Genomic DNA, 14,409 nt, shown 5'->3' on the forward strand with positions numbered 1-14,409 from the left:
AATGTTAATTTTCCTTTTCACTTACGGGGTTTATTTCCCCAGTTTCTTCATACTCAGTTTTAATTTCTGTTTGTAATGTTTCTACAGGAGTCTCCTTTTTAAAGGATAATTCTTCGAAATATCGATCCAAAGCAGATTTCCATTCAAATTTAGGATAAGTATATACAAATGTCTGCTTAACACGGTTAGATTTTAAAAAATACCAGATAAAAATAAGATTAGCAGTTATTGATCCTATTAATCTGGACATATCAGTTAAAGTTATTGGATCTCTATCACTAACCATTTGTACGTATGCAGATAGGGATGCATCGTATATTAAAAAGATTATACCAAATATGGAAAACTTAATGTAATGCCCAGGTAATTCTTTTCTCTTCTGGAAGAACAAGATCAGACAAAAAACACTATAAGCAAATATGGCAGCATAAAGAGTTATTTCAAGTATGAAACATGCTTTTAAAGCTATTTCATTAATACTAGTATTGACTCCTCCCAGATTCTGCCAAAGCTGATTGCTGAATAGATCAAATGAAAAAGGCTTAACAAGTTGATTTATAGGAAGTATAATTATTCTGATGGCGACAACAGTAAGCCAGCCTCCAATTGGAATTGCATCAGATATTTGTACTATGTCAAATGCGCTCTGTTTAAAATACAATCTACTAAATAAAAATCCGGCAGCAACTAATGTAAGTAGGTATGGAAAAATCATATAAAAACTCAGACCGGCCGTTGATGAGGAACTTACACTATAATTGACGGTATAAGTAAGGTGTTCATCAATTTTCTTAACATCAGCTATGTATTCCTGAATTTTATTTTCTGGAATATGATCTGTTGCATTTCTATAAGTGTAGTTGAATTTTATTGTGGAATCAACTTGATTCATGTAGACGTCAAAGAAATAACCATCTCTATCTATATGAAAATTATCCTGCATAATAGGTATAGCATAAGGCAATAATACAGTAATGTTTTGCTCAATATTTACTGCATGTTTTAAAGCAATCGGAGGAATTCGTTTTTTACCTTTTATCGTTCTTAGTTCTGTGCTAACTAAGTCACCATAAAAAAATGCATGTTTAATATCCGGCTTATTGCCCTCTGTCCAGATGTCGCTGATTTCATAGGACTCTGTTATTTCCAATGTATTACTATCCTCATCATCCTTTACAACTAAATTGTCTTTTACTTCAATCTCAGGATACATTTTAGTAAAATACTCTAAAAACCTTTTTTGTAAATCATCAGTCCCAGATCCTGCAATTTCGGAACGCATATCATCCGCATAATTACTGGTGTAAACACTATGAACTTGTAATGTTGTTTTTGCTCCAGAAGCCGTATCTGCCATTTTAAATCTCATCTCTGAGATTAATTTACCTATAGGTTTACTCTCAATCATTTCCAAGGCATTCACGCCTTTCTTAAGAACCAATACATTACCATAGTTTGGTGCATAAAAATCATCAAAGCCTCCACGCTGATAACCTATGGTAGGATCTACCCATGTTCTGTAATTGTTATAATCAATTGCTACAATGACATGATTAAATATAAATGGGCTAGGTAAATAATCATTTTTATAAGTACTTCCATAGCTATCAGCATAAGTCAAATAAGCATTGATACCATTTGCCTGAAGAATTTTAACCAATAGCAAAGACTTATCTTTACAATCGCCATACCTTTGTTGTAAAATCTTTTCAGGAGAATTTGGCCGGTGCGAGTAAACACCTATCTCTATGCCCATATACCTAATTTCATCCTGTACAAATCTGGTTGCTAGTTTAATGTAATCCTTTATATTTCTGGACTGAGCTTTAAGTTCTTTTACTTTCTTGTCCAACAAAGGTGTTTTAAGATTTGGATAGTCACTTACAGAAAGCCCCCAGTCGACGACTTCCGACCAGTTCGAAAATTCACTTAATTGTGTTCTCTTTAATGGATTATACCATGAAGGTTCATAATCAGTAATTCTATGTGTTTTAGTAAGCGTATTTTCCCATTCATAAACCTTTAAATTGTCTTTTTCTGTAATTTTAGGAGCAGGATCAGCATTAAAACTTTTGATATTGAGTTTTCTTGATTTGTTAAGTATAACATTCATGTAAATATGACCGATGCTACTTGAACCTTCAGAATAAATGGTGGAGGTATAATTCTTTCCATAAATAGGATTAGATCCCTTTAAAGTATAGGAAAACTCTATTCTGTCTCCTTTCCTTACGTCATCAAGAACCATTAGTGCATCAAAAGTACCACTGTAGATAAAGCGGGAGAGGTCTTTTTCTGATTGAAGGAATTTGAAAGCACTTGCGTTTAAACGATCAGACGATTTACCATTACGCCATACCAAAACCTTATGGAAGATGAGCTGTTGAAAGCCCGGGTCATAAGTTACTGAAATTTGAGAACCATTTTGGACACCTGCATCAGATACAATTTCTCTGATCAGATGGGTGTAATCTTCTTCCAGCTCAGCATGGGTTTGATTTCCATAAAATGCGATAAAATATCCGTCAGAAATATCCTTATCAGCAGGCCTCTTTTGTTTTGGCTCTACTTTTTGTAACCATGAGGGATTGGCTTTATTAATGTTGAAGTTTTTATTTTGCCCATGACCTGAATAAGATATAACAAGACATAGGATAAGAGATATCCAGAGCGTTTTAAGAAGCATAGTGGTTAAAGATTGGTAACCGCTAATCTAATAATTTTTTACTTAAAAGCATTTATTCCAGTTACATCCATACCTGTAATTAACAGGTGGATATCGTGTGTGCCCTCATACGTAACAACAGATTCCAGGTTCATCATATGTCGCATTATAGAGTATTCACCGGTAATACCCATTGCACCAAGCATTTGTCTAGCATTCCTGGCTATATTTAATGCAATCTCAACACTGTTTCTTTTAGCCATTGATATTTGCTCAGGACTCGCTCTGTTTTCATTTTTAAGTACACCCAGTCTCCATACTAACAATTGAGCTTTAGTAATCTCAGTGATCATTTCTGCCAGTTTCTTCTGTTGCAATTGAAAACTACCTATTGGCTTGTCGAACTGAATCCTTTCTTTTGAATATCGAAGTGCTGTATCATAACAGTCCATTGCAGCCCCCAAAGCCCCCCAGGCTATGCCATAACGAGCTTGATTTAAACAACCCAGCGGACCCTTTAAACCAGTTACATCAGGGAAAATATTAGCTTTAGGTATTTTTACATTATCAAAAACCAATTCTCCGGTTGCCGAAGCTCTCAGGCTCCATTTATGATGTGTTTCTGGTGTAGTAAATCCTTCCATACCACGTTCTACAATGAGCCCCCGTACTTTTCCAGATTCTTCTTTGGCCCAAACGACAGCAATATCAGCGAAAGGAGCATTAGAAATCCACATCTTAGAACCGTTCAATAAATAATGATCTCCTTTATCTTTTATATTAGTAACCATACCACCTGGATCAGAGCCATGATCGGGTTCAGTAAGCCCAAAGCAGCCCATTAACTCACCTGTCGCCAATTTAGGAAGGTATTTTCTTTTTTGTTCCTCATTGCCATAGGTGAAAATTGGATACATCACTAAAGACCCCTGTACAGAGGCTGTAGAACGAATTCCTGAGTCACCACGTTCTATCTCTTGCATTAAGATGCCATAAGAAATATAATCCAAGCCTGCACCTCCATATTCTACTGATAAAGTAGGGCCAAAAGCACCTATTTCACCCAATCCTTTAATAACTTGTTTAGGGAATTCAGCTCTTTGAGCGTAATCTTCAATAATTGGGCTGATGTTTATTTTTACCCAATCACGTGCCGTTGAACGGATCAGCTTGTGTTCTTCCGACAATAATTCGTCTAATAAATAATAGTCTGGAGCTTCGTAAAGGTCTTTCTTGATAGATTTATTCATTGTTTAAGCTATATTTGGTGATCAATCAGCTGTCTTACCAAAGGTAATCAATTCACGGTAGGGAGAGTTAATACTTAACGAAAAATAGAGTTCAAGATGTCGTCAAAACCAACATATGCACAAACCGTTGCGCTTAAAGATGTTAAATGCTTTGCCCTTCATGGTTATTATCCTGAAGAGCAATTAACTGGCATCTATTTTCTTGTAGACATAGTGGTCGAGTTTATCCCTTTTGGAGAAACAGAGAATTTACAACATACCGTAAACTACGAAGTATTGAATACTATCATATTGGAAGAAATGGCCAACACTCAAAAAATGCTGGAAACTGTAGTTAAAAACATTATTGATCGGACGGTTGCTAATTACCCATTTGTATCAACAGCTACAGTTGGTATTAGAAAGCTAAACCCACCAATGCCTGGCGAAATAGGGCATTCATTTGTACAATTAAGCTATAAGTCAGCTTAACATGCCAATTGCTCGAAAGAGATCATGCGTGCCTTTTCTTCCTCTGGAATTGGAAACGAGCGTTTGCTTTGATAATCAAATGCAACACAGGTGGTTTTGCCTGTAGCGCAAACTTCTTCTTTGCCATTAACCATTTTTACCATCAGGTATTCCAGGTCAAAGCTACTTTTACCAATTCTTGATGTGCGAACATTTATACTGATCTTATCTTCGAGCAATATCGGTAAAACATAATCTATAGAAGCACTGGCAATCACAACACCTGTTTTTTTCCAGTCCCACTTTATTGCATAATTCCAGTACTTGGCCCTTGCCATTTCCAGGTAAGTGAAATATGTAGCATTGTTTACATGCCCCATCATATCAAAATCTGCAAAACGAGTTTCTATCTCCGCTTTATACTTAAAACTGTCGGAGTTATTGATGATAACTGACTTTTTGTCTGTTGTTTTATTTTTAGCACGCCATAATGTCTTAAAAATCATAATTAAATGGGTTGGTATAAGAGTTGAATATAGGGTTAGTATAAATTATAATATTAAAAATAGTAAATCATAAAAAACATAAAATAGGAGAAACAACCATGACACTAGTAAAATTTAACAACAGAACCAGGAACACTGCACCTTATTTCAACAATGTATTCGACTCATTGTTTAGTGAAGCATTAAATAAAAATTTAACGGTTAATAAAATCCCTGGAGTTAACATCTTAGAAACAGAGGCTGATTATAAAATTGAGTTGGCTGCACCAGGTTTAACAAAAGAAGATTTTCAAATCAACCTGAAAAAAGATACACTATCTGTTTGGGCAGAGAAAAAAACTACAGAGGATGAAGCTCAGAAAGATTATACAAGAAAAGAGTTCGACTATTATTCTTTCGCAAGATCATTTGTTTTGCCTGAAAGTGTAGATGGAGATAAAATAACAGCTGAATATATAAACGGCATCTTAAACATTACCATAGGTAAAAAAGATGAGTCTAAATCAGCTACAAAAGAAATAAAAGTTTCATAATAAGGTTAATTTGGTTTTTAGGTTACAGGCTGTATCATATCGATACGGCCTGTTTTTTTATATAAGCTCTTAATTTACCTCTTTAAGGTCGCTCTTATTTAACCAGCCTTTAGTAACCTGTCCGTCCTTATTGGTATGTGTAACATAAATAAAGCCTCTATCTTCCTCAATCACATTAAACTTAGCATTATTCCACAAACCTAGTACACCATTTCTTTGTGAACTGGTACTTGCTGCATCATAAAAATAAACAGTTCCCTTAGGAAGTTGATATTTTTTTCCTTCACTAACAATGAAAGTACCCGCCGCTTCTTTTGCTTTAGCTTCAGCTTCTGCTCTCTTTGCTGCAGCGGCCATTTGCGCTTCATATTCTTTTTTCAAGCTATCAATCTCAGCTTTCTGAGCAGCAGTATCAATGGTAACAGGCTGTGCTTGTGTTGTCGTATCAACAAGAGTTACGGGAATACTTTCAGTTGTATCAACCTTTACAGTTTGCGCCGTATCTATTGCAACTTGTTTATTGATTCCTTCAACTTGAGATAGTAATCCATATGCAGAAAGCATAGCTAATATGATGATAGAAAGGATCATAATTGCAAATACAGGCTTAGACAACCTAATTCCATCTGAATCTTCCACCTGTAGTTTAGCTTCATTTTTTAAAGGAGGAGGAGCCGGGTTTGATATCACTTCCAGAGGGGCAATAAACTCTCCCCCGCGATATACAATAGCATCCTGTAAATCAGCACCATTGGAATATCTCTTCTCCGGACTTTTCTCCAAACATTTCTTAATAACATCCAGCATCCATTGAGGAACATGCATTTCTTTTTTTCTTTTCTCCTCATCCCAGCTTTGTGGTAAGCGGTTTCTACGCAGGTTCAGCAGATCAGGGACCCGAGCTTCCATATGCGACAACATCACCTGATTCCGCGAGCTTTCGTTTTTATTGATTAAAGGAAAAGGAACAGTTCCAGCAAGTAATTCATAAAGTACGATACCATAACTGTAAATATCCGTCTGAAAGAACATCTCACCATCATGTTGTTCGGGAGCCATAAATTCTACAGCACCAGCATGACGTAAACTGGTACGGCGCTGTTCATCAGACATAATAGCTAATCCGAAGTCAAGTAATACATAATTACCCGTTTCGTTATTAAACTTTACATTATTGCTTTTTATATCGCCATGTTTAATGCCAACGCGATGACAGTGTGCAAGGGCATTTGCCAGTTGCTCAGCTAATTTAATCACCTCATGTATAGTGAATATTGGTGCATGAGGAGGCATAAGCAATTTTTCCAAATCCGGCCCTTCAATATATTCCATTTCTATAAAAGGAAAGGAGCCACTTTCTGTGAGGCCTGAACCTAGAATTTTTACGACATTCGGATTAGGTACTTCATTTACCTTTTTGAGTTTCTCTACTTCATTTTTAAATTTAATGAAGTTCTTATCATCTTCACTTTCGGTATGTATTGGAGTAGGCATAATTTTCACTGCCGTGATAATAGTTCCCGTACGTTTTCCTTTATACACAGAGCCTTGCCCACCTGTACTTAAAGCACCAAGATTTTCTAATCCTTCTGTTATTGTAAAAACTTTACTCATTGTACTATATTAATTATGATCAACTTCAATATAACTAAATTCTAAAACAGCAAGCTCACCCAATATAATCTGATCGCCCTCCTGCAATGTATGTCCCAGTTCAGTAACATTTAATTTCACTGGATTATGATCCCCCAATGATCTTATTTTTACTTTATTGCGAGGAGGGATGCCACCTTCATCTGCAAATAAAAGAAAAGATCCTGTATCTGAGTCCCATTCAATATGTGCATGTTGCCTGCTGATAAATTTATTGGCTTCATCGGAGCTTTTATCAGGAAAAGCAATGTGGTTAATCCTGAAAAAACCATCACTTGCCTGAACTTTATGCTCTCTGCCAATATTTATTTTACCATCTGCAGCACTGATTTTGTATTTCTTTTTCTCAGATTCTCCGTTCAAAGGACGAATATAAGCAGTTTTAGAACGGGTTACGACTACATGTTCCGGAGTCCTGATATAAAGTGCAGCATTTAACCCATTTAATTTTATAGCATCTACTGGTAATTCTTCGATAAAGTTGGTCTGCATTGTCCAGTTTTCAGGTAGGTCAATTGCAAAATCATCAGCAATACGCTGTACTTCGCTTTTAAACCTGATATCATCGTCAGCAAAAACAGCCGATTCATACATATGCCTTTCTGTAGGTAAACATGCAATGAATAAAGCAATGCCCTTTATATGTTTACCTTCTCCACCTTCCAGCTTCTGTAATTCCTGTTTTATACCCGATAATAACAGCTCTCTGATTGCTTTTACATCCTGTGGTGGCTCCTGATTACGTTTATTAAATAGATTAAACATATGATCTAGTTTAAGACTTTTTTCGTTTCTTTTTTTAAATAACCCAATTTCAATAAAGCGGGGACTACATGTTGTCCGGCAAGTTTGACTGCTTTACTAGAGCCTCGTGTAGATTCAATTCTGATACAAACTACAACATTTCCCTTTCCATTTGCTTTTGGTGCAAAAAAAGTATACCAGCCGTCGTTAATCTGCTGATCTTTCCAAATTCTTTCTGGTGTACCAGTTTTACCAGCTACTTTTATACCTAAGGTATAAGTTTTATTTTCACTTTGCTTTAACATGTAGCTACTGATCAACTCAGCATATTGAGGATCGTTTGCTATTTTAATAGAAGGATTAACAGAGGTCGTAGAATCACTTATTTTAAGCACATATCGATTGGCTACCACCTTACCTTTATTGGCTACCCCAGAAACCAGTCTGGCTATAGCTGCAGGAGTAGCGATCAGTTCGCCTTGTCCCCATGCCATTCCTGAAATCCCCTTAGCTCTTGTGCGACGAATCCTCGCCGGGTCGTATTTCGGTTTTGTATTGAATTCTGTTTTTTCCCAAAAAGTACGCCACTTTGCTTCTTGCTTAATATTACTCGTATCTCTTCCATAGTAATAACCACCTACACCACGTAAAAACATACCGGTTTTTAAATACAATGTAGCCATTTCATCTTGCAGGTGTTCTTCATTTGCAATTTTAATAAAGTATACATTATTAGATTTCACCAAAGCACGTTCCAGGTTAATATTACCAGTTTCATCAGGTTCAATACCTTTTGTTCTGATCCTTTCTGCTGCACTAACAGAAAACACCTTCTTTGCTGCATCAGGTCCCAACTTATTGAAGGCGGCCATAGCAGTAAGTACCTTAGCTGTCGAACCGGGGGGAGTGGCTGTAGTAAAACCTAAGTCGGCCGTAGTGTACCAAGCTGATAACTTATTCTGCTCTGTGGTTGTCATATTCAGCAAATCCCAATTTTTAACAGGAGGGAGCGGAAACAATGCTGAAGCAAGTACATCACCAGTATAGTCTTCCATGATTACTACAGACACTCTGCTGTTTCTGATGCTTGTATCCTGGGCCATGGTATTCTGAATGGTAGTTTGCAGGCTGGCATCAATGGTCAGTTTTACATCTCTATTGCGCTTTTTAAAGGCTTGTACTTCATCACTATTTAAACCTGATAATAAAAGAGGAGCAAGCGCTGTATAATCTCTTTTGCTGACCGTCATTTCTTTTATCCCACGAGGTAAAAAACGGTTTTCCTGGTATTTGTTCGCATTTGTATTAAATGAAATTGTAGGTGTTTTAAATCCTCTTAGCTCTGCAGCATGTTCATACTCGGCGAAATAGCCATTGGTACTTCCGTTAAAGATCCCGGTATTATTGTCGCCGGTCCAGAAAAACATCTGTTCCTCAAAAGGGTAGTACCTGTCAACACGCTTGTGCTCTGCAGAATCCAGATTGTAGCTAATACCAGCAGCATTCAGTTCGTTTCGTTGTTTTTTAATGTGTTCTGGATTACTTGTTGCAAGTACACGACCATTCCGGTCAAACAAATCACCAGCAGCAAGTTTATTCATTAATATAGCTATACGTGGATTGTAGCTAAACATACGTGCACCACTTCTATCTGCAACTAGCGCGGGTTGTACAACCCATTTGTTATTGTTTATAATGTAGTTAGATACAGTAACCGTAAGTAATAATATAGCAATACTTGCTGCAAGCAATGCAGGAACCAGGTTTTTATCTTGTTGTTTAGTAATGTAAGTCATTTGGACTTCAGAACCTTTAACAAGGGATATGGAGAGTAGAAAACCAGCTGCAAGCATATTGGCGACTAACGACGAACCACCATAACTGATAAAAGGTAATGCGACACCCGAAAGCGGAAGGGCGCCAGTAGAGCCGCCTGCAATCAGTAAAAACTGTATAAATAAACTGATGCCGACGCCAGCAGAAAGGTAGAACAGAAAGGGCATACCTGTTTGTCTCCCAATAATTATGGAACGATGTAAAAACACCAGGAATAATATAAATATCCCGACAATCCCTGCCCAACCAAACTCTTCACCGATTGCAGGTAAAATCATATCAGTATGAGCTTCAGGAATAGTTTTAGCAAAGCCTTTCCCAACACCTTGTCCACTAATACCACCACTAGCCATAGCCCAGATACCATTAGCAACCTGATCTCCTCCGTAAACTTCATTATTCCATGGATCTTGCCATATCGATTTGCGTTCTGTAAGCCTGTTTACAGGTCCGGGAATTAATTTTCCTAAATAGGGAACCTGGTCGATCAGCAGGAAAGCAGCCATCACCATAATGATCATCATGGCAGATTCACTCGTTTTCTTATTGATCACCATAATTAAAGAAACCAGAACAATGGTAGCCAGCGTTGCTATCCAGACATTTAAAAACCATGCACTAAACACATATATAATAATTGCCGCCAGCATCATCATAAAATCCCCTCTTGAAAAAGAGAAAAGAATGATAAAAGTAAAACAGACAACCATCGCAGGGCCTAAGTCGCCCAGTAGTAAATACATTAATATCGCTATCACCATTGCTATTAAGGCAAAAGAGAAAAAGAACCAACGTTTGTGCCAGCTGCTATACTCTGTGATAAACCGTTCATTTGAAGCGAAAAAACCTGCAAGGAAAAGAATGATGGAATACTTCACAATCTCACTTGGCTGTACACCGAAAAGGTTCACTTTTACACCACTACCTTCTGGACCAGTTCCAAATACAATGGTCAATGCGAGCAAGCCTAAGGCGGCAATGGCCCATTGCCATCCTTTAGCCTTACTAAATATATTCTTGACCAGTAGCATTCTGTACATCCTCGAGTCAACATTGAATTTACGCAAGTTTACAGAAAGCATAATGATGATGCTTAAAATCCCCAGACCGTAAAATACAAGGCTGTCTCTAGCTAAAAACCTATCCCTTAATGGATCCTGCAGACTAAGTAAAGTAAGAAATGATAAGCCGGTCATGATCATGATAACAGGCAATATTAGTTGATCGGCCTCTGGGCGCTTTACCGTCATAAAGAAGTGCAAAAGGAAAAACCCAGCAAAAAAACTAAGTACAATAATCCAATACCATTGGTTGTACGACTCTGGCGTTCGTACAATTAAAGATTTCTCCTTTTTTAGGATTTTAAAATCTCTGGTTGAGAATAACTTGATGCTATGGGGCGATTGCCTAAAATTAAACGTTGCATCTTCATCAAGTTCCTGTAATCCCAGTGATCTTCCGTACTGAAAGCCTGGCTTTAATGGAAGCACCCCATAAGCCTTTCCATCAGGCAAATGCTGGAAACTATAATTTCCATTTGCATCTGTACGCACATAAGAGATAAAATCATTTAATATCTCATCTTCATTGTAAGCAGTGTCTTGTGGCAAAATCATTTGAATTCTGACCAGAACACCCGCTACTGCTTTTTTGGCTGTATCTGTAATCTTCCCATTGATGCTATAACTGCCTTGTTTAAAATCTTTAGCAGCTGGTAACTTCTCTGGATTTTTTAGTTCCTGCTTATATTTTAATGAATCATTTCCTGAAAAACCAAGAAGCAAACGGGAGGCCAGCACCCGCTCCTTAAAGTTTTTTCCACCGTTAGCAAAAGCTACATCAGCAGGTACAAAGAAATTCTTTTTATTCAGTTCCCCTATATTATCAATAGGTTCTTTATGTAATATTGTACTATTTGCTACTACGTTTTCAATCAGTAGTACGTCGTTTTTATCCTCAAAATAATAACCTTTAGTCAGCAGTGTTTTGATCTTCTTACCAGGAGCAGGCTCATTCAGATTCATCATAGTGCCTTCATTCAGGCGCTTGTACACATCCTTAAAGTTATCTTGCTGGGCAAAATTTAATGTCACAAACAAGGCACCCAGTATAAGGGTTGCCAGCAGTAAAAATATACGCTCAGCTTTCCTATTTGGGTTGTGTTTTATCTGTCCTGACATATAAATTATTAATTCAGTTTGTTTGTTTCCAATTATTGATTTATAATACTTTATTGTGATTAAGGTTTAGCTACAGCCCCGGTAGCAATAAACTGTACATTCTTTAATAGAATACCTTTTCTTTCCAATGAATTAAGGTCGTCAAAGTTTTCTAATGTAAAGTTTTCCAATAAGACACTTTTGTTGGCAGGAGCAATTAAAAATGGTTGTCCTTTGTATCCACTGTCGCTTTTAATAGTAATGTTTCCCGTAGCTTTTAAATATAAGCTGTCTCTGTTTATTCTAATCGGTTCTGCAATTAATATTGGCGATTTAAATAATGAATCATCCAGTATCAATATATTTCCTTGTAATTTATCCAGTGTATCCTGTAACTTCAATGCTTGCGCATACTTGTTAAACACAACAGCGTCGGGCAGTTGGTGTTTATCTTCCAGTTCGTCATTGTACCATTGCTTCCAGAAAGCAAAAGCGATAGCTGCAAGGATTATAAAGATGATGATCTTTATTAAAGGACTAATACCTTTAGAAGGCTTTTTTACAGGAACCTTTACTAAAGAACCGGTAGTTTTTAAGCCTTCATCAACTTTTAAAGCTTCTTCAGGAACAACAGTTACTACCTTCTTCTTTTTAGGTCTTGAAATAGGTTTTGTCGCCTCATGAACAAATACTTCTTTATCATTTTTAACCAATACCACAGTAATATTATCACGGCCACCATTGGCATTAGCAGTATCAATTAATTGTATTCCTTTTTGCTCTAATTGATAGTTTTTTAATAGTATATCAGTTATACCTTGTTTATTAACCATGTCTGATAAACCATCACTGCAAAGCAAAATCAAGTCGCCTGGTAAAAAAGGGGAGTGTCCAGTCTCTACATAGTCCTTTTGTATACCAATATTCCCAGCAAATCCCAGCGCTTTATTGATTTCATTACGTTTAGGGTGTTGCATGGCCTGTTCCTCGGTTAAGCGTCCTGAATCTTCCATGAAACCAACAAAAGACTGGTCTTTGGATATCTTTATCAATGAACTATCCCGCAGTAAATAGATCCTGGTATCGCCTACATGAGCATAATAGAACTGATTGTTTTTCAGATCTACAAGAGCCAGGGTCATCACGCAGGCCATATCCTCATGTTCTTTATTTAATTTTTTTGCCTCTAGTATTTGTTCATTGGCTTCAGAAAAAACAGCCTGCATAAGTAGTGATAAATCACCTGCGGGCTTGTCCAATAGTCTAAGTACAGTTTTTCTGGCAACAGCTGCCGCCACTTCACCACCGGTATAGCCTCCCACGCCATCGATTACACAAGCAAGAATATAGTCCGAACCCTCTATTCTTTGAGCAATAAAAGTATCTTCATTATTGCTGCGTACTTTTCCGGTATCTGTTATTCCAAAATAGTTCCTATCCATTCTTGCTGGTCGATTTTTTTATAGCTATAAAATGTGATATCAGTAATAGCACACATAAGATCAATAACGCTATAGAGAGTATCTGCGACATAAATCAGGCTTTAAAAATGTTAATTCCAATAATTCCATTAAGGATAATTCTCGAATTCAGAGGTAATTCAACCCATTTGGGATCCTCAGGATTACTTCTTTCAATAAGGTTTTCATTTAGAATTGTTTTCTCTCCAAAGGATGACAGGTAGAATTTATCAGCAGTTTTGTTATAACGAATTTGAAGATGAGGGGAGTTTACCCAATCGGACGGGATTTTAAATATACTGTCCTCTGTCCTTGTTTCCTCATTTCCGGAAATCGTGATCTCATTAAATTTCATCATGTATTCCAGTTTTTGACCAGTGTAAGCCTGATCCGGCAAGGTAGTTTCAAATCTGGCCAGTAATACATTTTCCACTAAAACTTCACTTTTTGCCGGAGATTTTATATTGGCAATATATGGGATTTCATAATATCCCTCACTATAAAATATAAAGTCTTTAAGCAGTTCATTACTAATATCAAATGTTTGTGCAAGCCCGGTATGTCTGGGAATGAAGGTCACCCTAAGGTTTTCCTGCTTCTGTCCAGCATCTGGCATTAATTTACCAATAAACCCTTTATCTCCAGGTTTATAATCTGGATGTGCTACAAAACGAAATACCCATTTGTTACTGGAAGGCTCTACACTTTTGCCAGAAAGGGCATAGTCATTCAGTATGTCGTAGAATGTTTTTACTGATTCCTGAGCAATTAATCCGAACATTCCATTTTTATTGTCCATAAAAGACCGGTAGTCTTCAGTATTTAAACATATGATGTATTCATGATAAAAAACTACACGTTCGGCAAAAGACAAATCCGCAATAGATTCTTTAAACTTCTCAATGATATATTTATAAATCGTATCTGGTGTAAGCGGCTGTGTTTTAGTTGCTGGCCCTGTATTATTACTACTTAAAAACCAATCCTGAATGCCTATTCTCTGCCAAAAAGAAGGTTTTTCTTCCATCTATAAACGTTTAATGGTGTGTAAATTTCTATATAACGGTAAAGCTAGTTAATTCATTATTAAAGATGCAAAAATAACCGCTTTATGAATATAACAGTTTTTCAAAAAACTTCCAGGCGAACAAGA

The 14,409-nt window shown here is 36.8% G+C and carries 10 protein-coding genes; 2 read left to right on the plus strand and 8 right to left on the minus strand.

The features are described from left to right. Positions 1-4: 4 nt before the first annotated feature. Positions 5-2,686 (minus strand): DUF3857 domain-containing protein, encoded by a 2,682-nt coding sequence (locus WC623_RS10720; protein WP_372850804.1) that lies wholly within the window; start codon positions 2,684-2,686, stop codon positions 5-7. 38 nt (positions 2,687-2,724) lie between these two features. Then, the gene (locus WC623_RS10725; protein ID WP_372850806.1) at positions 2,725-3,915 is read right to left on the minus strand and encodes an acyl-CoA dehydrogenase family protein; all 1,191 of its coding nucleotides are present in this window, start codon (positions 3,913-3,915) and stop codon (positions 2,725-2,727) included. 96 nt (positions 3,916-4,011) lie between these two features. Here WC623_RS10725 and WC623_RS10730 point away from each other — a divergent pair, with 96 nt between their 5' ends. Continuing rightward, positions 4,012-4,386 (plus strand): dihydroneopterin aldolase, encoded by a 375-nt coding sequence (locus WC623_RS10730; protein ID WP_372850808.1) that lies wholly within the window; start codon positions 4,012-4,014, stop codon positions 4,384-4,386. Here the strand turns inward: WC623_RS10730 and WC623_RS10735 are convergent. Then, positions 4,383-4,871, minus strand: coding sequence for an acyl-CoA thioesterase (locus tag WC623_RS10735; protein WP_372850810.1), 489 nt, complete (start codon positions 4,869-4,871; stop codon positions 4,383-4,385). The genes WC623_RS10730 and WC623_RS10735 overlap by 4 nt on opposite strands. Positions 4,872-4,969: 98 nt before the next feature. Here WC623_RS10735 and WC623_RS10740 point away from each other — a divergent pair, with 98 nt between their 5' ends. Continuing rightward, positions 4,970-5,404, plus strand: coding sequence for an Hsp20/alpha crystallin family protein (locus WC623_RS10740; protein ID WP_372850812.1), 435 nt, complete (start codon positions 4,970-4,972; stop codon positions 5,402-5,404). Between the two features lie 69 nt (positions 5,405-5,473). On the opposite strand, the gene WC623_RS10745 is transcribed toward WC623_RS10740, so the two are convergent. The 5 genes from WC623_RS10745 to WC623_RS10765 all read right to left on the minus strand — a co-directional run bounded on the left by WC623_RS10745 (position 5,474) and on the right by WC623_RS10765 (position 14,283). Further along, a complete protein-coding gene (locus WC623_RS10745; protein ID WP_372850814.1) occupies positions 5,474-7,018 on the minus strand; it encodes a serine/threonine protein kinase in 1,545 nt (514 codons plus the stop codon). Between the two features lie 9 nt (positions 7,019-7,027). Then, positions 7,028-7,822: an FHA domain-containing protein gene (locus tag WC623_RS10750; RefSeq protein WP_372850816.1), complete on the minus strand. Its 795-nt coding sequence runs from the start codon at positions 7,820-7,822 to the stop codon at positions 7,028-7,030. A 5-nt stretch (positions 7,823-7,827) separates the two neighbouring features. After that, positions 7,828-11,817: an FtsW/RodA/SpoVE family cell cycle protein gene (locus WC623_RS10755; RefSeq protein ID WP_372850818.1), complete on the minus strand. Its 3,990-nt coding sequence runs from the start codon at positions 11,815-11,817 to the stop codon at positions 7,828-7,830. A 59-nt stretch (positions 11,818-11,876) separates the two neighbouring features. After that, positions 11,877-13,238: a PP2C family serine/threonine-protein phosphatase gene (locus WC623_RS10760; RefSeq protein WP_372850820.1), complete on the minus strand. Its 1,362-nt coding sequence runs from the start codon at positions 13,236-13,238 to the stop codon at positions 11,877-11,879. Positions 13,239-13,332: 94 nt separating this feature from the next. Next, the gene (locus WC623_RS10765) at positions 13,333-14,283 is read right to left on the minus strand and encodes a hypothetical protein (protein WP_372850822.1); all 951 of its coding nucleotides are present in this window, start codon (positions 14,281-14,283) and stop codon (positions 13,333-13,335) included. Positions 14,284-14,409: the final 126 nt, after the last annotated feature.

The organism is Pedobacter sp., from assembly GCF_041645105.1.
Classification (GTDB): domain Bacteria; phylum Bacteroidota; class Bacteroidia; order Sphingobacteriales; family Sphingobacteriaceae; genus Pedobacter.

Excerpts from the sequence above, each read along its gene's own strand:
- WC623_RS10720 (WP_372850804.1), bottom strand. The coding sequence starts at position 2,686 with ATGCTTCTTAAAACGCTCTGGATATCTCTTATCCTATGTCTTGTTATA.
- WC623_RS10730 (WP_372850808.1), top strand. The coding sequence starts at position 4,012 with ATGTCGTCAAAACCAACATATGCACAAACCGTTGCGCTTAAAGATGTT.
- WC623_RS10765 (WP_372850822.1), bottom strand. The coding sequence starts at position 14,283 with ATGGAAGAAAAACCTTCTTTTTGGCAGAGAATAGGCATTCAGGATTGG.
- WC623_RS10740 (WP_372850812.1), top strand. The coding sequence starts at position 4,970 with ATGACACTAGTAAAATTTAACAACAGAACCAGGAACACTGCACCTTAT.
- WC623_RS10745 (WP_372850814.1), bottom strand. The coding sequence starts at position 7,018 with ATGAGTAAAGTTTTTACAATAACAGAAGGATTAGAAAATCTTGGTGCT.
- WC623_RS10725 (WP_372850806.1), bottom strand. The coding sequence starts at position 3,915 with ATGAATAAATCTATCAAGAAAGACCTTTACGAAGCTCCAGACTATTAT.
- WC623_RS10735 (WP_372850810.1), bottom strand. The coding sequence starts at position 4,871 with ATGATTTTTAAGACATTATGGCGTGCTAAAAATAAAACAACAGACAAA.
- WC623_RS10760 (WP_372850820.1), bottom strand. The coding sequence starts at position 13,238 with ATGGATAGGAACTATTTTGGAATAACAGATACCGGAAAAGTACGCAGC.
- WC623_RS10750 (WP_372850816.1), bottom strand. The coding sequence starts at position 7,822 with ATGTTTAATCTATTTAATAAACGTAATCAGGAGCCACCACAGGATGTA.
- WC623_RS10755 (WP_372850818.1), bottom strand. The coding sequence starts at position 11,817 with ATGTCAGGACAGATAAAACACAACCCAAATAGGAAAGCTGAGCGTATA.